The organism is Pseudomonas sp. 14P5.3.2, from assembly GCF_057799175.1.
This window is the reverse complement of sequence record NZ_JBYOKU010000049.1, coordinates 19,901-39,809: the sequence shown is the minus strand read 5'-3', so window position 1 is coordinate 39,809 and position 19,909 is coordinate 19,901. Positions and strand designations below refer to the sequence as shown.

18 protein-coding genes are annotated in these 19,909 nt (G+C 60.9%); 13 read left to right on the top strand and 5 right to left on the bottom strand.

From position 1 onward, the window contains the following. Positions 1-12: 12 nt before the first annotated feature. The 3 genes from grxD to AC27VU_RS26620 form a co-directional block, all read right to left on the bottom strand. The gene (gene grxD / locus AC27VU_RS26630) at positions 13-354 is read right to left on the bottom strand and encodes a Grx4 family monothiol glutaredoxin (protein WP_003227729.1); all 342 of its coding nucleotides are present in this window, start codon (positions 352-354) and stop codon (positions 13-15) included. Positions 355-451: 97 nt separating this feature from the next. Continuing rightward, positions 452-2,557 (bottom strand): molybdopterin oxidoreductase family protein, encoded by a 2,106-nt coding sequence (locus tag AC27VU_RS26625; protein WP_488725245.1) that lies wholly within the window; start codon positions 2,555-2,557, stop codon positions 452-454. 137 nt (positions 2,558-2,694) lie between these two features. Continuing rightward, a complete protein-coding gene (locus tag AC27VU_RS26620) occupies positions 2,695-2,985 on the bottom strand; it encodes a hypothetical protein (RefSeq protein WP_003227733.1) in 291 nt (96 codons plus the stop codon). Between the two features lie 403 nt (positions 2,986-3,388). Here AC27VU_RS26620 and argF point away from each other — a divergent pair, with 403 nt between their 5' ends. Further along, positions 3,389-4,309, top strand: coding sequence for an ornithine carbamoyltransferase (argF, locus tag AC27VU_RS26615; protein ID WP_045122614.1), 921 nt, complete (start codon positions 3,389-3,391; stop codon positions 4,307-4,309). After that, complete coding sequence (locus AC27VU_RS26610) at positions 4,306-5,415, top strand: ABC transporter ATP-binding protein (RefSeq protein ID WP_027612071.1); 1,110 nt, start codon at positions 4,306-4,308, stop codon at positions 5,413-5,415. The genes argF and AC27VU_RS26610 overlap by 4 nt, the downstream gene beginning before the upstream one ends. 120 nt (positions 5,416-5,535) lie before the next feature. On the opposite strand, the gene AC27VU_RS26605 is transcribed toward AC27VU_RS26610, so the two are convergent. Further along, positions 5,536-6,318 (bottom strand): PhzF family phenazine biosynthesis protein, encoded by a 783-nt coding sequence (locus AC27VU_RS26605; protein WP_262142243.1) that lies wholly within the window; start codon positions 6,316-6,318, stop codon positions 5,536-5,538. Positions 6,319-6,413: 95 nt separating this feature from the next. After that, a complete protein-coding gene (gene ybaK / locus AC27VU_RS26600) occupies positions 6,414-6,884 on the bottom strand; it encodes a Cys-tRNA(Pro) deacylase (RefSeq protein ID WP_003227741.1) in 471 nt (156 codons plus the stop codon). 361 nt (positions 6,885-7,245) lie between these two features. Between ybaK and AC27VU_RS26595 the strand changes: the two genes are divergently transcribed. From AC27VU_RS26595 to AC27VU_RS26545, 11 genes are all read left to right on the top strand, one after another. Next, positions 7,246-8,097: an MIP/aquaporin family protein gene (locus AC27VU_RS26595; RefSeq protein ID WP_003227742.1), complete on the top strand. Its 852-nt coding sequence runs from the start codon at positions 7,246-7,248 to the stop codon at positions 8,095-8,097. A gap of 78 nt (positions 8,098-8,175) precedes the next feature. Further along, a complete protein-coding gene (glpK, locus tag AC27VU_RS26590) occupies positions 8,176-9,678 on the top strand; it encodes a glycerol kinase GlpK (RefSeq protein ID WP_003227744.1) in 1,503 nt (500 codons plus the stop codon). Between the two features lie 95 nt (positions 9,679-9,773). Beyond that, on the top strand, positions 9,774-10,529 hold the full coding sequence (locus AC27VU_RS26585; RefSeq protein WP_007916700.1) for a DeoR/GlpR family transcriptional regulator: 756 nt from the start codon (positions 9,774-9,776) through the stop codon (positions 10,527-10,529). Positions 10,530-10,850: 321 nt separating this feature from the next. Further along, positions 10,851-12,386, top strand: coding sequence for a glycerol-3-phosphate dehydrogenase (gene glpD, locus AC27VU_RS26580; protein ID WP_488725244.1), 1,536 nt, complete (start codon positions 10,851-10,853; stop codon positions 12,384-12,386). Positions 12,387-12,850: 464 nt separating this feature from the next. Then, the gene (locus AC27VU_RS26575; RefSeq protein WP_003227752.1) at positions 12,851-13,777 is read left to right on the top strand and encodes a glutamate/aspartate ABC transporter substrate-binding protein; all 927 of its coding nucleotides are present in this window, start codon (positions 12,851-12,853) and stop codon (positions 13,775-13,777) included. Between the two features lie 191 nt (positions 13,778-13,968). Continuing rightward, positions 13,969-14,715 (top strand): amino acid ABC transporter permease, encoded by a 747-nt coding sequence (locus AC27VU_RS26570; protein WP_003227754.1) that lies wholly within the window; start codon positions 13,969-13,971, stop codon positions 14,713-14,715. Further along, entirely contained in the window at positions 14,715-15,386 is a 672-nt protein-coding gene (locus tag AC27VU_RS26565; RefSeq protein ID WP_003227756.1) for an amino acid ABC transporter permease, read from the top strand. Before AC27VU_RS26570 ends, AC27VU_RS26565 begins: the two co-directional genes overlap by 1 nt. Continuing rightward, a complete protein-coding gene (locus AC27VU_RS26560; protein ID WP_003227758.1) occupies positions 15,383-16,117 on the top strand; it encodes an amino acid ABC transporter ATP-binding protein in 735 nt (244 codons plus the stop codon). Before AC27VU_RS26565 ends, AC27VU_RS26560 begins: the two co-directional genes overlap by 4 nt. A 218-nt stretch (positions 16,118-16,335) precedes the next feature. Beyond that, complete coding sequence (gene aauS, locus AC27VU_RS26555; protein ID WP_103522151.1) at positions 16,336-18,237, top strand: two-component sensor histidine kinase AauS; 1,902 nt, start codon at positions 16,336-16,338, stop codon at positions 18,235-18,237. Next, positions 18,234-19,562 (top strand): two-component response regulator AauR, encoded by a 1,329-nt coding sequence (aauR, locus tag AC27VU_RS26550; protein WP_003227762.1) that lies wholly within the window; start codon positions 18,234-18,236, stop codon positions 19,560-19,562. The genes aauS and aauR overlap by 4 nt, the downstream gene beginning before the upstream one ends. Before the next feature lie 8 nt (positions 19,563-19,570). After that, positions 19,571-19,900: a GlpM family protein gene (locus tag AC27VU_RS26545; protein ID WP_177434768.1), complete on the top strand. Its 330-nt coding sequence runs from the start codon at positions 19,571-19,573 to the stop codon at positions 19,898-19,900. Positions 19,901-19,909: the final 9 nt, after the last annotated feature.

Below are 19,909 nucleotides of genomic sequence, written 5' to 3'. Positions count from 1 at the left end.
CACAAAGCCGTATCAGGCTTCGGACTTGGCCGCAGCAGCCTTGGCCGATGCTTCCTTGACCAGAGTCTGCAGCTCACCGTTGGCGAACATTTCAGCCATGATGTCGCTGCCGCCGACCAGTTCACCGCCAACCCACAGTTGCGGGAAAGTCGGCCAGTTGGCGTACTTTGGCAGGTTGGCGCGGATTTCCGGGTTCTGCAGGATGTCGACGTAGGCGAACTTCTCGCCACAGCCCATCACGGCCTGCGCAGCTTTCGCGGAGAAGCCACACTGCGGGGCATTCGGCGAGCCTTTCATGTAAAGCAGAATGGTGTTGTTGGCAATCTGCTCTTTAATCGTTTCGATGATATCCATGGAGCACCTCGGCTGAACTTTCCGACTCATGGGTCGGCACGGTGGCGCATTGTAACGGAATCCCGAGCGCCCTGCTCGGTCTCCCCGACAGACATGCTCAAGCCGCCACCACCGTCACCGGCACGCCGTTGAGCGCCGCGTTGCCCGACAGCTCGTCGAGCTGGCATTCATCGGTCAGGTCGTTGGCGCTCGACCCCGGCTGACCGCTGGCAATCGCCATCTGCACCCCCGGACGCGCGTGACCCCAGCCATGCGGCAGGCTGACCACACCTTTCATCATGTCCAGGCTGCCGAGCACTTCCACTTCGATCTGCCCGACCCGCGAACTGACGCGCACCAACTGCCCGTCGTCGAGCCCGCGACTGGCCAGATCATCCGGGTGCATCAGCAGTTGATGACGCGGCTTACCCTTCACCAGACGATGGTAATTGTGCATCCATGAATTGTTGCTGCGCACATGGCGCCGGCCGATCATCAGCAGCTCATCCGCCGCCGGCGCCTGCAAGGCGGCAAAGCGTGCGAGATCGGCGAGGATCTCCGGTGGCGCAGCCTGCACCCGTTGATTCGGGTTTTTCAGGCGGGCCGCCAGATTCGGTTTGAGCGCGCCCAGATCGACGCCGTGCGGATGATCGAACAGCGTCGCCAGCGACAGTTTGTGCGCCGAAGCATCGCCATACAGCCCCATGCGCAGGCCCATATCGATCATCTTCGCCGGCGGCATCGTCGGTTTCAGCTCCTTGCCGGTCTTCTCGGCAAACGCCTTAGCCAGGCCAACGAAGATCTCCCAGTCGTGCAATGCGCCCTCAGGCTTGGCGAGAATCGCCCGATTGAAGCGAGTGACGTTGCGCACCGCGAACAGGTTGAACGTGGTGTCGTAGTGATCGTTCTCCAGCGCCGAGGTCGACGGCAGGATCAGGTCGGCATAACGCGTGGTTTCGTTGATGTACAGGTCGATGCTGAGCATGAACTCCAGACCATCCAGCGCCTGCTCCAGTTGCCGGCCGTTCGGCGTCGACAGCACCGGATTGCCGGCCACGGTGATCAGCGCACGAATCTGCCCTTCGCCTTCGGTGAGCATCTCTTCGGCCAGCGCCGACACCGGCAGCTCGCCGCCGTACTCAGGCCGCCCGGACACCCGGCTCTGCCATTTGTTGAAATGCCCGCCCGAGGTCGACGCCACCAGATCCACCGCCGGCTCGGTGCACAGCGCGCCGCCGACCCGGTCGAGGTTGCCGGTGACCAGATTGATCAACTGCACCACCCAGTGGCACAAGGTGCCGAACGCCTGAGTCGAAACGCCCATGCGCCCGTAGCACACCGCGCTCGGCGCCGCGGCGAAATCCCGCGCCAGTTGGCGGATCTGCTCGGCTGGCACCGCACACAGCGGGCTCATGGCTTCGGCAGTGAACGTTGCGATGGCTGCACGCACTTCATCGAGGCCATCGACGGGCAAGTGACTGTCGCGGGTCAGGCCTTCTTCGAACAAGGTATTGAGCACGCCGAACAGCAACGCCGCGTCGCCACCGGGACGCACGAACAAGTGCTGATCGGCGATGGCCGCCGTTTCGCTGCGCCGTGGATCGACCACCACCACTTTGCCACCGCGCGCCTGAATCGCCTTCAGGCGTTTCTCGACATCCGGCACGGTCATGATGCTGCCGTTGGATGCCAGCGGATTACCGCCGAGGATCAGCATGAAATCGGTGTGATCGATGTCCGGGATCGGCAGCAGCAAGCCGTGGCCGTACATCAGGTAACTGCTCAGGTGATGCGGCAACTGGTCGACCGAGGTCGCGGAGAAGCGATTGCGCGTTTTCAGCAGGCCGAGAAAGTAGTTGCTGTGGGTCATCAGCCCGTAGTTGTGCACGCTCGGATTGCCCTGATAGACCGCCACCGCGTTCTGGCCGTGACGCTCCTGAATCGCCGCCAGACGCTCGGCCACCAGCGCAAAGGCCTCGTCCCACTCGATCGGCAGCCATTCGCTGCCGACCCGGCGCATCGGCTGACGCAGGCGATCCGGATCGTTCTGGATGTCTTGCAGGGCCACAGCCTTGGGACAGATGTGCCCACGGCTGAAGGTGTCGAGGGCATCGCCCTTGATCGAGGTGATCGCGACGTTGCCATCGGTTTCGGTGGTCTCGATGGTCAGGCCGCAAATGGCTTCGCACAGGTGGCAGGCACGGTGATGGAGAGTCTTGGTCATGGCCAGTCTCTGTCTTGTTCTGGGCAGGCAACGGGCGTGCCTGCGGGAACAAAACTATGGCCCGTGTGCGGGAGCGACGCCAGCGACGTTCGTCTTGTGAATCGACGGCTATCAGGCGAGCCGATAGCTCGTCAGGCTCAGTTGGACGGCAACTGCGGCGGCGCCTGCAACTGGATTTCCTGAATGGTTTCGATCTGCTCGTGGGCGACGTGCACGCCGGTGAGTTCGCCGATCAGTCGCCAGTGCTCGTCGAGCCCTGCGCTGATAGTCGCCATGCGATCGATCATCTGGCGACTGGCAGCCTTGACCACATCATCTTCGCTGCGCAGCAGTTCGAAGGACATTGACGTCACCGAGGCGGTGAGATGGGTCAGTGAGCGAGCCGTGTGGCCCAGCAATTCCATTAACAATTGTTCTTTCGATTCCATGCGAAGGCTTCCTGCGTCGCTCGAAAGGTAGTTATAACCCAGCACTTTGCATTAGCAAATGTTTCAACCGGCCATCCGACCAAGCGAAGCCGTGGCCGGGCAGTCGCAAACCGACCCGACCTGCCCCATCCCCGCCACAGCGGATTGCCAAGCCCCGCGGCGCCAGTGTACAAATGAGTCCGTTACACGCCTCAACCCGGCTTCTACTGCGCGACTGCAACACACTGTCGCCGCTGCAAACTCCGCAAAAACCGTAGCCTATTGGCGTAACGCGACATTTAGTGTCAATATCGCGCCTTCCCCTATTTCGTCGCCCCGTGCGGCTTACGCCGCAGGTCTCGCCCGTTGTTCCGTTAAACAAGGCTTTGAGCATCTGCGGTTTGTAGCAAAAAGGTAGTCAATGATGAGCGCAAGGCACTTTCTCTCCCTGATGGATTGCACGCCCGAAGAGCTGGTCAGCGTGATCCGTCGAGGCGTTGAGCTCAAGGACCTGCGTAACCGCGGCGTACTGTTCGAGCCTCTAAAAAACCGCGTCCTGGGGATGATCTTCGAGAAGTCCTCGACCCGTACCCGGATCTCCTTCGAGGCCGGCATGATCCAGCTCGGTGGCCAGGCAATCTTCCTGTCGCCGCGCGACACCCAGTTGGGCCGTGGCGAGCCGATCGGCGACTGCGCCATCGTCATGTCGAGCATGCTCGATGCGGTGATGATCCGTACCTTTGCCCACAGCACCCTGACCGAATTCGCTGCCAACTCGCGCGTGCCGGTGATCAACGGCCTGTCCGATGACCTGCACCCGTGCCAGTTGCTGGCCGACATGCAGACCTTCCTTGAGCACCGTGGCTCGATCCAGGGCAAGACCGTGGCCTGGATCGGCGACGGCAACAACATGTGCAACAGCTATATAGAAGCGGCGATCCAGTTCGACTTCCAGTTGCGCATCGCCTGCCCGGAAGGCTACGAGCCAAATCCTGAGTTCGTCGCCCGCGCCGGCGATCGTGTGACCATCGTCCGCGATCCGCAGGACGCCGTGCGCGGTGCACACCTGGTGAGCACCGACGTCTGGACTTCGATGGGTCAGGAAGAGGAAACTGCCAAGCGCCTGAAGCTGTTCGCACCGTTCCAGGTGACCCGCGCCCTGCTCGATCTGGCGGCCGAAGATGTGCTGTTCATGCACTGCCTGCCAGCGCACCGCGGTGAAGAAATCAGCCTCGACCTGCTTGATGACCCGCGCTCCGTCGCCTGGGATCAGGCAGAAAACCGTCTCCACGCACAGAAGGCCCTGCTCGAGTTCCTCGTCGAACCGGCATATCACCACGCATGAGCCATGAATTACTGCTGAACCTGCGCAACCTCGCTTGCGGCTATCAAGATCAACGCGTGGTGCAGAACCTCAATCTGCACCTCAACGCCGGTGACATCGGTTGCCTGCTCGGCTCGTCCGGCTGCGGCAAGACCACCACCCTGCGCGCGATTGCCGGTTTTGAACCGGTGCACGAAGGTGAAATCACCCTGGGAGGTGAAACCATCTCCAGCGCCGGTTTCACTCTAGCACCAGAGAAACGCCGGATCGGCATGGTGTTTCAGGATTACGCGCTGTTCCCGCACCTGAGCGTCGCGGACAACATCGCCTTCGGTATCCGCAAGCACCCGAACAAGGAGCGCGTCACCGAAGAACTGCTGGAACTGGTCAACCTGAAGAATCTCGGCAAGCGTTTCCCCCACGAGTTATCGGGTGGCCAGCAACAGCGTGTCGCCCTCGCCCGGGCACTGGCGCCGGAGCCGCAATTGCTGCTGCTCGACGAGCCATTCTCCAACCTCGATGGCGAACTGCGGCGCAAGCTCAGCCACGAAGTGCGCGACATCCTCAAGGCCCGTGGCACCAGTGCGATTCTGGTGACCCACGACCAGGAAGAAGCCTTCGCCGTCAGCGATCACGTTGGCGTGTTCAAGGAAGGTCGGCTGGAGCAGTGGGACACGCCCTACAACCTCTACCACGAGCCAGCGACGCCGTTTGTCGCCAGCTTCATCGGTCAGGGTTATTTCATTCGCGGCCAGCTCGGCAGCCCGGAGTCGGTGCAGACCGAACTCGGCGAACTGCGCGGCAACCGGGCCTACACCTGGCCGGTGGGCGGTGCGGTGGATGTGTTGCTGCGTCCGGATGACATTGTTTATGCGCCGGACAGTGGGTTGAAAGCGCGGATCGTCGGCAAGACGTTCCTTGGCGCCTCGACCCTGTATCGCCTGCAACTGCCGACCGGTGCGCAACTGGAATCGATCTTCCCGAGCCATGCCGACCATCAGGTCGGCGCGGATGTGGGGATTCGGGTCGCCGCCGAACACCTCGTCCTGTTCCAGGCCAGCGGCAGCACCGCGGCACAAATCCCGGCTGTGGAAAACGGCGTCCGCCGCTACAGCGCTGCACTCTGATCCGCCCCGGATCAGAACTGTGGGAGCGGGCTTGCTCGCGAATGCGCTGTGTCAGTAAACGAAGAGGTCGTCTGACACAGCGCATTCGCGAGCAAGCCCGCTCCCACAATTGGTTTTGGGTCAGCCCAAAATCAGCGTACCGCTGGCCACCAGCGTCGCATTCCCGCCAATTTTCACCCGTTCACCTTCCAGCCGACAGAACAACTCCCCGCCCCGCGCCGAGCGCTGGCACGCGGTCAAACTGGATTTGCCCAGACGTTTCGACCAGTACGGAATCAAGCTGCAATGCGTCGAACCAGTGACCGGATCTTCGTTGATACCAATCGCCGGAGCGAAATAACGCGAGACGAAATCGTGCTGATTGCCGCGCGCCGTCACGATCGCACCGAGCCACGGCAGTTTCGCCAGCGCGACCATGTCCGGCTTGCAGTCGAGCACCGCCTGCTCCGAGTCGAGCACCACGAACAACTCGTTGGAACCGAGCACATCCACTGCCTCGACGCCCAGCGCACGCTCGACATCCAGCGTCACGCCAATCTCTGACGGCACAATTGAAGGGAAGTCCAGCCACAGGCGATCGCCCTCACGACTGACACTCAACGGCCCGGACTTGCAGATGAAGTCCAGCCGCTCGGTGGTTTCCTTGTAGATCTCGAACAACACATAGGCGCTGGCCAGCGTCGCATGCCCGCACAATGGCACCTCGGTGGTCGGGGTGAACCAGCGGATATGCCACGCCGCGCCTTCGCGCACCACAAACGCGGTTTCCGCCAGATTGTGCTCGGCGGCGATCTTCTGCATCAGCTCATCCGCAAGCCATGCATCGAGCCGATAAACCATCGCCGGATTGCCACTGAACGGCCGATCGCTGAACGCGTCGACTTGATAAAACTCAAGCTGCATAACCTTCTCCCTAATTCCGTGGGCAGAGCATGCAACGCGGGCCGGATCAGCGCCAGTGACAGAACCGGCCAATTTTCTGCATACAGCGATGAGCGTTACGCACGGCCGATATCGGCAAATTTGGCCTGGGTGTGCTCAGCCAGCACCGCCGGCGCCAGTTCGACTTCGAGGCCACGTCGGCCGGCGCTGACATAAATAGTCGCAAAACCTTGGGCCGAGTTATCAATGAAGGTGCGCAGGCGTTTTTTCTGCCCCAGCGGACTGATGCCGCCCAACAGGTAACCGGTGGAACGCTGCGCGGCAGCCGGGTCGGCCATTTCGACTTTTTTCACCCCAGCAGCATGCGCCAGGCCCTTGAGGTCAAGGCTTCCGACGACCGGCACCACCGCCACCAACAATTCACCTTTTTCACTGGCGGCCAGCAGCGTCTTGAACACCTGAGCCGGCTCAAGCGCCAGCTTCTCTGCGGCCTCCAGCCCATAGGACGCAGCCTTGGGATCATGTTCGTAACTGTGCACGCGATGTTCGGCACGAACTTTTTTCAACAAGTCCAACGCAGGGGTCATGGCAGCTCCAGGCTCGGCATCAACAGAAAATCCTGCGCCGGATTCTAGGCCATCACCTCGCAAAAGGCTCTAGCGCAAGCCCCGTTTTTCGGGCTTTACAGGCGAATCACCGGGCTATCGCCGCAGTCACCCGCAGGATCATTCAACAGGTTGATAGTTTAATTGTGACCGATGGTTCACTTTCGACCTTTGACAGGTTTGTTTCTTGTCTATATTTTTTCGAATCTGAATAATGTAAGAATTATCATCACCGCAGCACCCAGCAGTAAACCGGGGACAGGATGGGGATCCTGCCTCGGCGAAAATCGCGCCTTGCCCTGACGGCAAATGCGCCAGACAACAACAAAAATCGAGGTTTTCAATGACAACTGCTATTCAGCAACCTTCGCTTTCCGGCCAATGCCTGGCCGAGTTTCTGGGGACTGCACTTCTGATCTTTTTCGGCACCGGCTGTGTCGCTGCGCTCAAAGTCGCGGGCGCCAGCTTCGGCCTGTGGGAAATCAGCATCATCTGGGGCGTCGGTGTGAGCATGGCGATCTACTTGACCGCCGGAGTTTCCGGCGCGCACCTGAACCCCGCCGTGAGTATCGCACTGAGCATTTTTGCTGACTTCGAAAAGCGCAAACTGCCGTTCTACATCCTGTCGCAGATTGCCGGCGCGTTCTGCGGCGCGCTGCTGGTTTACACGCTGTACAGCAACCTGTTCTTCGATTACGAACAAACTCACCAAATGGTTCGTGGTTCGGCTGCCAGCCTTGAGTTGGCGTCGGTATTCTCCACCTTCCCCAATCCAGTGCTGTCGACTGCCCAGGCATTCCTGGTCGAAATGATCATCACCGCGATCCTGATGGGCGTGATCATGGCCCTGACCGATGACAATAACGGTCTGCCGAAAGGCCCGATGGCACCGCTGCTGATCGGTTTGCTGATCGCTGTGATCGGCAGTTCGATGGGCCCACTGACTGGTTTCGCGATGAACCCGGCCCGTGACTTCGGTCCGAAACTGATGACTTTCTTTGCCGGCTGGGGTGAAATTTCCTTCACTGGCGGCCGCGATATTCCGTACTTCCTGATTCCGATTTTTGCACCGATTGTCGGTGCCTGCCTCGGCGCTGCCGGGTATCGCGGGCTCATCGCCCGTCACCTGACCGGCGCCACACCTGCTACAAAGGATGCAGAACCGGCCATTGACGGCAAACCAAGAACTTCTTGAAACAGTCGGCGCGGGTTCCTGCCCAATTCGAGCCCGCGCCCCGGCCCACTCTCCCTTATTTCGTCCAAGGCAATCGACATGACCGACATTCAGAATAAGAACTACATCATTGCCCTCGATCAGGGTACGACCAGCTCCCGCGCGATCATTTTCGACCGCGATGCGAACGTGGTCTGCACCGCCCAACGCGAATTCGCCCAGCATTACCCGCAAGCCGGCTGGGTTGAACACGACCCGATGGAAATCTTCGCCACCCAGAGCGCGGTGATGGTTGAAGCGCTGGCCCAGGCCGGTCTGCATCACGATCAGGTGGCCGCCATCGGTATCACCAACCAGCGTGAAACCACCGTAGTCTGGGACAAGACCACCGGCCGTCCGGTGTACAACGCGATCGTCTGGCAGTGCCGCCGCAGCACCGAGATCTGCCAGCAGCTCAAGCGCGATGGCCACGAAGAATATATTCGCGACAACACCGGCCTGGTCACCGACCCGTACTTCTCCGGCACCAAGCTGAAGTGGATCCTCGACAACGTCGAAGGCAGCCGCGAGCGTGCGCGCAACGGCGAATTGCTGTTCGGCACCATCGATAGCTGGCTGATCTGGAAATTCACTGGTGGCAAGGTGCACGTCACCGACTACACCAACGCCTCGCGCACCATGCTCTTCAACATCCATTCGCTGGAGTGGGATTCGAAGATGCTGGAAATCCTCGACATCCCGCGCGAGATGCTCCCGGAAGTGAAGGCTTCGTCTGAAATCTACGGTCGCACCAAGAGCGGCATCGCCATCGGCGGTATCGCCGGTGACCAGCAAGCCGCACTGTTCGGCCAGATGTGCGTCGAGCCGGGCCAGGCAAAAAACACCTACGGCACCGGCTGCTTCCTGCTGATGAACACCGGCGACAAAGCGGTGAAATCGCAGCACGGCATGCTCACCACCATCGCTTGCGGCCCGCGCGGCGAAGTGGCTTACGCCCTGGAAGGCGCGGTGTTCAACGGTGGCTCGACCGTGCAGTGGCTGCGCGATGAACTGAAGATCGTCAACGACGCTCACGACACCGAATACTTCGCCAATAAAGTGAAGGACAGCAACGGCGTGTACCTGGTACCGGCCTTCACCGGTCTGGGCGCTCCGTACTGGGACCCGTATGCCCGTGGCGCACTGTTCGGCCTGACGCGCGGCGTGCGCGTGGATCACATCATCCGCGCAGCGCTGGAATCGATCGCCTACCAGACCCGTGACGTGCTCGACGCCATGCAACAGGACTCCGGCGAACGCCTCAAGGCCCTGCGTGTGGACGGCGGTGCGGTCGCGAACAACTTCCTCATGCAGTTCCAGGCCGACATCCTCGGCACCCAGGTCGAGCGCCCGCAAATGCGCGAAACCACCGCGCTGGGCGCAGCGTATCTGGCCGGTCTGGCGTGCGGTTTCTGGGGCAGCCTGGACGAACTGCGCGGCAAGGCTGTCATCGAGCGCGAGTTCGAGCCGAGCCTGGATGAAGTCGAGAAAGAGAAACTGTACAAAGGCTGGAAAAAAGCCGTCAGCCGCACCCGTGACTGGGCGCGTGAAGACGCTGAATAAGCCAACCTTCAGAGACTGATAGGCAACTAACTGGTCGGGAGGAGATTCCTGCGGCATCATGGGCAAATTTTGCACGGCAGCCCAAAGGAAGCCCCATGAATCTGCCTCCCCGTCAGCAGCAAATCCTCGAGCTGGTCCGCGAACGCGGCTATGTGAGCATCGAGGAAATGGCTACGCTGTTCGTTGTTACCCCGCAAACCATCCGCCGCGATATCAATCAGCTCGCGGAAGCCAATCTGTTGCGTCGCTACCATGGCGGCGCGGCCTATGATTCCAGCGTCGAAAACACCGCCTATGCGATGCGCGCCGACCAGATGCGCGATGAAAAACAACGCATCGGCGAAGCCATCGCCGCGCAGATCCCCGATCACGCCTCGCTGTTCATCAACATCGGCACCACCACCGAATCGATTGCCCGCGCCCTGCTCAATCACAACCATCTGAAGATCATCACCAACAACCTGCACGTCGCCTCGATGCTCAGTGCCAAGGATGATTTCGATGTGCTGCTGACCGGCGGCAACGTGCGCCGTGACGGCGGTGTGGTGGGTCAGGCGAGCGTGGATTTCATCAACCAGTTCAAGGTTGATTTCGCGCTGGTGGGCATCAGCGGTATCGACGAAGACGGCAGCCTGCTCGACTTCGACTATCAGGAAGTGCGCGTATCGCAGGCGATCATCGCCAATGCGCGGCAGGTGATTCTGGCGGCCGACTCAAGCAAATTCGGGCGCAATGCGATGATTCGATTGGGTCCGATCAGCCTGATCGACTGCCTGGTGACCGATCAGCAGCCGGTGCCGGCACTGGCGCAACTGTTGAGCCAGCACAAGATTCGTCTGGAAGTCGTTTAAACCTTTTGCCCTTCAGTGTTCGTAAGGGCCTCTTCGCGAGCAAGCCCGCTCCCACAGGGATTTGAGTCAGCCACAAGATTTGTGAGGCCCCTCACCCCACTGTGGGAGCGGGCTTGCTCGCGAAGGGGCAGTTACAAACAACACATCTCCAGCGCTCTTGCGCACATCTAATGTTCGAAAATTTTCTTTTAGCCGCCCTTCGATGAGTTTTTTCAATCGAACGTGACTGGCTGTGCGCGTCTTTATGGGCTACCATTTTCGCAAATGAACATTTATGTTCGATTTCCAAGACAGAAAATCAAAAGAGCCCGAGGCCAGCCGATGTCCACCTCTACCTTGCGTACGCCCCCTATCGCCGAGATCTACGATGTTGCCGTTATTGGCGGCGGGATCAATGGCGTGGGGATCGCAGCGGATGCCGCCGGTCGCGGTCTCTCGGTGTTCCTTTGCGAAAAGGATGACCTGGCCAGCCACACCTCGTCGGCCAGCAGCAAGCTGATCCACGGTGGCCTGCGCTACCTCGAACATTACGAATTCCGTCTGGTGCGCGAAGCGCTGGCCGAGCGCGAAGTGCTGCTGGCCAAGGCGCCGCACATCGTCAAGCCGATGCGCTTCGTGCTACCGCACCGTCCGCACCTGCGTCCGGCGTGGATGATTCGCGCCGGCCTGTTCCTCTATGACAACCTCGGCAAGCGCGAAAAGCTGCCAGGTTCGAAAAGCCTGAAATTCGGCGCCGACAGCGCGCTGAAAAGCGAAATCACCAAGGGCTTCGAATATTCCGATTGCTGGGTCGATGACGCCCGCCTCGTCGTTCTCAACGCCATGGCCGCCCGGGAAAAAGGTGCCCACGTACACACCCAGACCCGTTGCGTCAGCGCCCGCCGCGCCAAGGGCCTGTGGCACCTGAACCTGGAACGCGCCGACGGCAGCCTGTTTTCGATCACCGCCAAAGCACTGGTGAATGCGGCCGGCCCGTGGGTCGCCAAGTTCATCCGTGACGACCTGAAAATGGAATCGCCGTACGGCATCCGCCTGATTCAGGGCAGCCACATCATCGTGCCGAAACTGTACGAAGGCGATCACGCGCACATCCTGCAAAACGAAGATCAGCGCATCGTCTTCACCATTCCGTACCTGAACCACTTCACCCTGATCGGCACCACCGACCGCGAATACACCGGCGATCCGGCGAAAGTGGCAATCACCGACGGCGAAACCGATTACCTGCTGAAAGTGGTCAACGCTCACTTCAAGAAGCAGATCAGCCGCGACGACATTCAGCACAGCTACTCGGGCGTGCGTCCGCTGTGCAACGACGAATCCGACAACCCGTCCGCCGTGACCCGCGATTACACCCTGGCGCTGTCTGGCGGCGGCGAAGAAGCACCGCTGTTGTCGGTGTTTGGCGGCAAGCTGACCACCTACCGCAAACTCGCCGAGTCGGCGATGGCTCAGTTGATGCCGTACTTCACCCAGATGCGCCCGAGCTGGACCGCGACCGCGACCCTGCCCGGCGGCGAAGGCATGACTACCCCGCAAGCCTTGAGCGCGCAGATCCGCGACAAGTTCGACTTCGTCCCGACCGAGATCGCCCGCCGCTGGGCCACCACCTACGGCAGCCGCACCTGGCGCATGCTCGAAGGCGTCGAGTCGCTGAATGACATGGGCGAACACCTCGGCGGCGGTCTCTACACCCGCGAGGTCGATTACCTGTGCAGCGAAGAATGGGCCACCACCGCGCACGACATCCTGTGGCGCCGCAGCAAGCTGGGCCTGTTCACCACCCCGGCCGAGCAAGAGAAACTGGCGGCGTACCTGGGCAAGGTCGAGCAGAACCGCAAGATTGAAGCGGCCTGACGTTTACAGCGCTTGAAACGAAGCCCCTGAATCTGACGATTCAGGGGCTTTTTTATTTATCCGCGCCGGACGCTGTACCTGTGGCGAGGGAGCTTGCTCCCGCTGGGTCGCGTAGCGGCCCCGCTCTAAAAGCCGGCCTGCTGCGCAGTCCAACGGGAGCAAGCTCCCTCGCCACAAAGGGCGTGTTGCCGAAAACAACTGGCAACAAAGCATTCGGTTTTCCGAACGCGACCTCCCGGTCGATTCGGATAACCGGATCAGTTTCAGCCAAAAACACCGACACAAAACTTTAATCACCTTAAAAATCAACCAATTAGCTGCCATAGACTGCTCTGGCACGACTCATGCTCTACACTCTCTCGACGAATGCCTGCCGTGCCAACACTTCAGGAGCCGTCAGGCATTCGAAGCACAAAAGGGCCGACGAACTGGCTCCATAAAAAAAACAATTCGAGGAAAATTTGATGCGCATCGTTCCCCATATCCTGGGTGCAGCCATTGCTGCCGCTCTGATCAGCACACCAGTTTTCGCCGCCGAACTCACCGGCACCCTGAAGAAAATCAACGATTCCGGCACTATCACGCTCGCTCACCGCGACAGCTCCATCCCGTTTTCCTACATCGCGGATGCTTCCGGCACACCCGTGGGCTACTCCCACGACATTCAGCTGGCCATCGTTGAAGCCCTGAAAAAAGACCTGAACAAGCCAGACCTGAAGGTCAAATACAACCTGGTGACCTCGCAAACCCGTATCCCGCTGATCCAGAACGGCACCGCGGATATCGAGTGTGGCTCCACCACCAACAACGCCGAACGCGCCCAGCAAGTCGACTTCACCGTCAACATCTTCGAAATCGGCACCCGTCTGCTGGTCAAGAAAGACAAGGATGGCAAGCCGTCCTACGCTGACTTTGCCGACCTGAAAGGCAAAAACGTCGTGACCACCGCCGGCACCACGTCCGAGCGCATCATCAAAGCGATGAACGCCGACAAGCAGATGGGCATGAACATCATCTCCGCCAAGGACCACGGCGAATCCTTCAACATGCTGGAAAGCGGCCGCGCCGTTGCCTTCATGATGGACGACGCCCTGCTGGCCGGTGAAGAAGCCAAGGCCAAGAAGCCGGACGACTGGGTCATCACCGGTACTCCGCAATCCTTCGAAGCCTACGCGTGCATGGTTCGCAAAGACGACCCGGCCTTCAAAAAGGCTGTCGATGACGCCATCGTCGCCCTGTACAAGTCCGGCGAGATCAACAAGATCTACAGCAAGTGGTTCGAGAGCGCGATCCCGCCAAAAGGCCTGAACCTGAACTTCCCGATGAGCGACAAGGTCAAGGAACTGATTGCCAACCCGAGCGACAAGCCTGCGCCTGACGTAAAAATCTGATTCCTGACTAACCTGTCGTCTGAGGGAGCAACCTCCCTCAGACGTCTGTTACTACCTGCTGGCTTTACAGTGGAACACTCGACCTGGCGGTTTTCGAGCCGATCGCGTGTGCCCGGCGTTCAACGTCGGACGGGAAAGGATCTTCCCCAAGCGGGTGCTTGTACATCGATCGATTTCGAGGGGAGACCCTAATGAATTACAACTGGGACTGGGGCGTGTTCTTCAAGTCCACCGGCGTGGGCAGCGAGACTTATCTCGACTGGTTCATCTCCGGACTGGGCTGGACCATCGCCATCGCCGTCGTGGCATGGATTATCGCCTTGCTGCTGGGCTCCGTTCTTGGGGTCATGCGCACCGTACCGAGCCGCCTCGTGTCGGGCATCGCGACCTGCTACGTCGAACTGTTTCGCAACGTGCCGCTGCTGGTTCAGCTGTTCATCTGGTACTTCCTGGTACCCGACCTGCTGCCGCAGAACCTGCAGGACTGGTACAAACAGGATCTGAACCCGACCACCTCGGCCTACCTGAGCGTCGTCGTGTGCCTGGGCCTGTTCACCGCCGCCCGGGTCTGCGAGCAAGTGCGCACCGGCATCCAGGCGCTGCCACGCGGCCAGGAATCCGCCGCCCGCGCCATGGGTTTCAAACTGCCGCAGATCTACTGGAACGTGCTGCTGCCCCAGGCCTACCGCATCATCATTCCGCCGCTGACCTCGGAATTCCTCAACGTCTTCAAGAACTCCTCCGTGGCGTCCTTGATCGGCCTGATGGAACTGCTGGCGCAAACCAAGCAGACCGCCGAATTCTCGGCCAACCTGTTTGAAGCCTTCACCCTGGCCACGCTGATCTACTTCACCCTGAACATGAGCCTGATGTTGCTGATGCGCCTGGTCGAGAAGAAAGTCGCAGTGCCCGGCCTGATCTCCGTGGGGGGTAAATAATGGACTTCGATTTCAGCGGCATCATCCCCGCGATCCCGGGCCTGTGGAACGGCATGGTCATGACCTTGCAGTTGATGGTCATGGGCGTGGTCGGCGGCATCGTGCTGGGGACCATCCTCGCGCTGATGCGCCTGTCGTCCAGCAAACTGCTGTCGCGCGTCGCCGGCGCCTACGTGAACTACTTCCGCTCGATCCCGCTGCTGCTGGTGATCACCTGGTTCTACCTGGCGGTGCCGTTCGTGCTGCGCTGGATCACCGGCGAAGACACCCCGATCGGCGCGTTCACCTCCTGCGTCGTGGCCTTCATGATGTTCGAAGCCGCGTACTTCTGTGAGATCGTCCGGGCCGGCGTGCAGTCGATCCCCAAAGGCCAGATGGCCGCGGCCCAGGCGATGGGCATGACCTATGGCCAGACCATGCGTCTGATCATCCTGCCCCAGGCGTTCCGCAAGATGACCCCGTTGCTACTGCAACAGTCGATCATCCTGTTCCAGGACACCTCGCTGGTCTACACCGTGGGCCTGGTGGACTTCCTCAACTCCGCCCGCTCCAGCGGCGACATCATCGGTCGTTCCAACGAGTTCCTGATCTTTGCCGGTGTCGTCTACTTCATCATCAGCTTTTCCGCCTCGCTGCTGGTCAAGCGTCTGCAAAAAAGGTTTGCCGTATGATCTCCATCAAGAACATCAACAAGTGGTATGGCGACTTCCAGGTGCTGACTGATTGCAGCACCGAGGTCAAGAAAGGCGAAGTGATCGTGGTCTGCGGCCCGTCGGGTTCCGGCAAGTCGACCCTGATCAAGTGCGTCAACGCGCTGGAGCCGTTCCAGAAAGGCGACATCGTCGTCGACGGCACCTCGATTGCCGACTCCAAGACCAACCTGCCGAAACTGCGTTCGCGCGTCGGTATGGTGTTCCAGCACTTCGAGCTGTTCCCGCACCTGACCATCACCGAGAACCTGACCATCGCGCAGATCAAGGTGCTGGGCCGCAGCAAGGAAGAGGCGACCAAGAAAGGTCTGCAACTGCTTGATCGCGTCGGTCTGTCGGCACACGCCCACAAGCACCCGGGGCAACTGTCCGGCGGCCAGCAACAGCGTGTGGCGATTGCACGCGCGCTGGCGATGGACCCGATCGTCATGCTGTTCGACGAACCGACCTCGGCGCTCGACCCGGAAATGGTCAACGAAGTGCTCGACGTGATGGTGCAACTGGCCCAGGAAGGCATGACCATGATGTGCGTGACCCACGAGATGGGCTTCGCGCGCAAAGTGGCTGACCGCGTGATCTTCATGGACGCCGGCAAGATCATCGAAGACTGCCCGAAAGAGGAGTTCTTCGGCGACATCAGCGCCCGCTCCGAACGCGCGCAGCATTTCCTCGAGAAGATCCTGCAGCACTAAAAGCAATACCGATTTGCCCTTGTGGCGAGGGAGCTTGCTCCCGCTGGGTCGCGCAGCGGCCCCAAAACCTGCCAATGCGATCTGTCTGAAACACCGCATTGAATGGATTTACGACTGCTTCGCAGCCGAGCGGGAGCAAGCTCCCTCGCCACAGGTTCCAGGCTCGACCAAACCAGTGCGTCGTCCGCGGCAGCGCTGGTTGACCCAAGGCAACTGTGATGAAATGCGACCCCAATCTCTATCGCGCAGCGCCGCCATCACTTGCCGTGAAGCCCCGTCTGATTCGCCATCTGTTCCTGCCGCCGCTGATCATCATCCTGATGATCGGACTGGGTTACATCGGCTTCTGGACCAGTGAACATTTCGGCATCCGCAGCCTCAGCGAAAACGGCCAGCGTCAGCTCGAACTGCACGCGCGTACGGTCGAAAGCGAGATCAGCAAATACACCTACCTGCCCAGCCTGCTGGAACTGGAAACCAGTGTCCCGCAACTGCTGGCCGATCCGACCCCGGAACACCGGCAGACGGTCAATGCTTACCTTGAAGGCCTGAACCGGCGCAGCCGCAGTCGGGCCATCTACGTCATGGACACCACCGGCCGCGTGATGGCCACCAGCAACTGGCGCGACGTCGACAGTTACCTCGGTGAAGACCTGTCCTTCCGCGCCTATTTCCAGAAAGCCGTGCGCGGCGAGCCCGGACGTTTCTACGGGATCGGCAGCACCAGCGGCGAGCCCGGTTACTACCTCGCCCATGGCCTGGAAGAACACGGCAAGATCATCGGCGTCGCCGTGGTCAAGGTGCGCCTCGAAGCGCTGGAAGAACGCTGGCAGCGCGCCCGCCTGGAAGCCTTCGTCAGCGATGAGAACGGCATCATCATTCTTTCCAGCGATCCGGCGCGACGCCTCAAGTCCGTAGTACCGCTGAGTGATGAAACCAAAGAAAAACTCGCGCGCAGCCTGCAGTACTACTGGTTCCCGCTCAACGAACTGCAACCGCTGGCCCGCGAAACCCTGGCCGAAGGTGTAGAGAAACTGACCTTCCCGGCCAACAGCGAACTGAGCGCCGATGACGACAGCATCAGCTATCTGGCGCAGACCCGGCCGCTGAGCGACACACCGTGGAATTTCACCCTGCTCACGCCGTTGCAGGACTTGCGCCGTGAAGCGATCAACCAAGGCATTCTGGTGGCCGTGGCCTTCGCCCTGGTGGCGTTCCTGCTGATCGCCTGGAACGAACGGCGCAAGGTCATCGCCACGCGCCTCGCCGCCCGCGAAGCCTTGCAGGAAGCCAACAATCAACTGGAGCGTCGGATTACCGAACGCACCGGCGATCTGCGCGCCAGCAACGAACGGCTGAAGAGCCAGATCCGCGAACGGCGCCAGGCCGAGGAAACCCTGCGCCGCGCCCAGGACGAACTGGTGCAGGCCGGCAAACTCGCGGCCATCGGCCAGATGTCGACCAGCATCGCCCACGAACTGAACCAGCCGCTGGCGGCGATGCGCACTCTGTCCGGCAACACCATTCGCTTTCTGGAACGCGGCCAGCTCGACGTCGCCAGCACCAACCTCAAGACCATCAACGACCTGATCGACCGCATGGGGCGGATCACCGCCAGCCTGCGCTCGTTCGCCCGGCGCGGCGACAACGAAGGCCAGGCCAGTCTCGGCAAAGCCGTGGACGCCGCCCTGCAACTGCTCGGCGCGCGGGTCGAGGGCATGGCGCTGCAACTGCACCGCCAGTTCAGCGACGTGCAGGTGCAGATCGACCAGACCCGCCTCGAACAGATTCTGGTCAACCTGATCGGCAACGCCCTCGACGCCATGCAGGCGCAACCCGCGCCGCAGCTATGGCTGGAAGGCGAAGAGTTCAACGGCAAATATCGCCTGCGGGTGCGGGACAACGGCCACGGGGTCGACGCCGAAGCGCGCAAGCATCTGTTCGAGCCGTTCTTCACCACCAAACCCGGCGAACAGGGGCTGGGCCTCGGCCTGACCCTTTCCGCCAGCCTCGCTGCCGCCACCGGCGGGCATCTGGGTGTCGAACACCCGGCCAGCGGTGGCACCACCTTCGTCCTCAGTTTACCGTTGGTAAGCCCTACTCCTGCCGAGCCAATATGAACCACGACCTTAGTGTGCTGATCGTCGAAGACGACCCCCATGTGCTGCTCGGCTGCCAGCAGGCGCTGACCCTGGAAGACATTCCCTGCATCGGCGTCGGCAGTGCCGAAGAAGCGCTGGAGCGGGTCGGCGACAACTTTGCCGGGATCGTCATCAGCGACATTCGCCTGCCCGGCATCGATGGCCTGGAACTGCTGACCCGCCTCAAGGCACGCGACCGCAGCCTGCCGGTGGTGCTGATCACCGGTCATGGCGATATCTCCATGGCGGTCGGCGCGATGCAGAAAGGCGCCTACGATTTCATGGAGAAACCGTTCTCGCCGGAACGTCTGGTGGATGTCGCCCGCCGCGCACTGGAGCAACGCAGCCTCGCCCGCGAAGTCTCCTCGCTGCGTCGGCAACTGGCCGAACGCGACTCCCTCGAAGGCCGGATCATCGGGCGCTCGCCAGCCATGCAGAACCTGCGCGAGCTGATCGCCAACGTCGCCGACACTTCGGCCAACGTATTGATCGAAGGCGAGACCGGCACCGGCAAGGAACTGGTCGCCCGTTGCCTGCACGACTTCAGTCGTCGGCATGCCAAGCAGTTCGTCGCGCTGAACTGCGGCGGCCTGCCGGAAAATCTCTTCGAAAGCGAGATCTTCGGCCACGAGGCCAACGCCTTCACCGGCGCCGGCAAACGGCGCATCGGCAAGATCGAACACGCCGACGGCGGCACGCTGTTCCTCGATGAAGTGGAAAGCATGCCCCTGCCGTTGCAGATCAAATTGCTGCGCGTGTTGCAGGAACGCACCCTCGAACGCCTCGGCTCGAACCAGAGCGTGGCGGTGGATTGCCGGGTGATTGCCGCGACCAAATCCGACCTCGACGAAGCGAGCAAGGCCGGCGAGTTTCGCAGCGACTTGTACTACCGCCTCAACGTGGTGACGCTGGAACTGCCGCCGCTGCGCGAACGCCGTGAAGACATCCTGCAACTGTTCGAACACTTCACCCAGCAGTCGGCGCTGCGTTTTGACCGCGCCTTGCCGGAGCTGGACAACCAGACCCTGTCGAACCTGATGAGCCACGACTGGCCGGGCAACGTGCGCGAACTGCGCAACGTCGCCGAGCGCTTTGCCCTCGGCCTGCCGGCGTTCAAGAAGTCCGGCGCCAGCAGCGGCGGTCAAGGTCTGGCGTTCGCCGAAGCAGTCGAAGCCTTCGAGCGCAACCTGCTCAACGATGCCTTGCAACGCAGCGGCGGTAACCTGACCCAGGCCAGTCTCGAGCTGGGCATGGCCAAGACCACGCTGTTCGATAAAGTGAAAAAGTACGGGTTGAGCCACTGATGGATCTGATACTCAAAGCGGCACTTGGCGCGGCAGTGGTGGTGATTCTCGCCGCGCTGTCGAAGACCCGAAACTATTACATCGCCGGACTGGTGCCGCTGTTTCCGACCTTCGCGCTGATCGCCCACTACATCGTCGGCAACAGCCGTTCGATCGATGACCTGAAGGCGACCATCGTGTTCGGCATGTGGTCGATCATTCCGTACTTCATCTATCTGGCGACGTTGTACGTGATGGTTGACCGCATGCGCCTGGAGGCGTCGCTCGCCGTGGCCGTGGTCGCATGGTTGATCGCCGCCACCGTGCTGGTCTCGGTGTGGGTGCGCCTGCACGCCTGAGGCAATGGC

What these genes read in the sequence shown, in the direction of transcription:
- grxD (WP_003227729.1), bottom strand. Translation starts at nt 354, where the DNA reads ATGGATATCATCGAAACGATTAAAGAGCAGATTGCCAACAACACCATT.
- AC27VU_RS26625 (WP_488725245.1), bottom strand. Translation starts at nt 2,557, where the DNA reads ATGACCAAGACTCTCCATCACCGTGCCTGCCACCTGTGCGAAGCCATT.
- AC27VU_RS26620 (WP_003227733.1), bottom strand. Translation starts at nt 2,985, where the DNA reads ATGGAATCGAAAGAACAATTGTTAATGGAATTGCTGGGCCACACGGCT.
- argF (WP_045122614.1), top strand. Translation starts at nt 3,389, where the DNA reads ATGAGCGCAAGGCACTTTCTCTCCCTGATGGATTGCACGCCCGAAGAG.
- AC27VU_RS26610 (WP_027612071.1), top strand. Translation starts at nt 4,306, where the DNA reads ATGAGCCATGAATTACTGCTGAACCTGCGCAACCTCGCTTGCGGCTAT.
- AC27VU_RS26605 (WP_262142243.1), bottom strand. Translation starts at nt 6,318, where the DNA reads ATGCAGCTTGAGTTTTATCAAGTCGACGCGTTCAGCGATCGGCCGTTC.
- ybaK (WP_003227741.1), bottom strand. Translation starts at nt 6,884, where the DNA reads ATGACCCCTGCGTTGGACTTGTTGAAAAAAGTTCGTGCCGAACATCGC.
- AC27VU_RS26595 (WP_003227742.1), top strand. Translation starts at nt 7,246, where the DNA reads ATGACAACTGCTATTCAGCAACCTTCGCTTTCCGGCCAATGCCTGGCC.
- glpK (WP_003227744.1), top strand. Translation starts at nt 8,176, where the DNA reads ATGACCGACATTCAGAATAAGAACTACATCATTGCCCTCGATCAGGGT.
- AC27VU_RS26585 (WP_007916700.1), top strand. Translation starts at nt 9,774, where the DNA reads ATGAATCTGCCTCCCCGTCAGCAGCAAATCCTCGAGCTGGTCCGCGAA.
- glpD (WP_488725244.1), top strand. Translation starts at nt 10,851, where the DNA reads ATGTCCACCTCTACCTTGCGTACGCCCCCTATCGCCGAGATCTACGAT.
- AC27VU_RS26575 (WP_003227752.1), top strand. Translation starts at nt 12,851, where the DNA reads ATGCGCATCGTTCCCCATATCCTGGGTGCAGCCATTGCTGCCGCTCTG.
- AC27VU_RS26570 (WP_003227754.1), top strand. Translation starts at nt 13,969, where the DNA reads ATGAATTACAACTGGGACTGGGGCGTGTTCTTCAAGTCCACCGGCGTG.
- AC27VU_RS26565 (WP_003227756.1), top strand. Translation starts at nt 14,715, where the DNA reads ATGGACTTCGATTTCAGCGGCATCATCCCCGCGATCCCGGGCCTGTGG.
- AC27VU_RS26560 (WP_003227758.1), top strand. Translation starts at nt 15,383, where the DNA reads ATGATCTCCATCAAGAACATCAACAAGTGGTATGGCGACTTCCAGGTG.
- aauS (WP_103522151.1), top strand. Translation starts at nt 16,336, where the DNA reads ATGAAATGCGACCCCAATCTCTATCGCGCAGCGCCGCCATCACTTGCC.
- aauR (WP_003227762.1), top strand. Translation starts at nt 18,234, where the DNA reads ATGAACCACGACCTTAGTGTGCTGATCGTCGAAGACGACCCCCATGTG.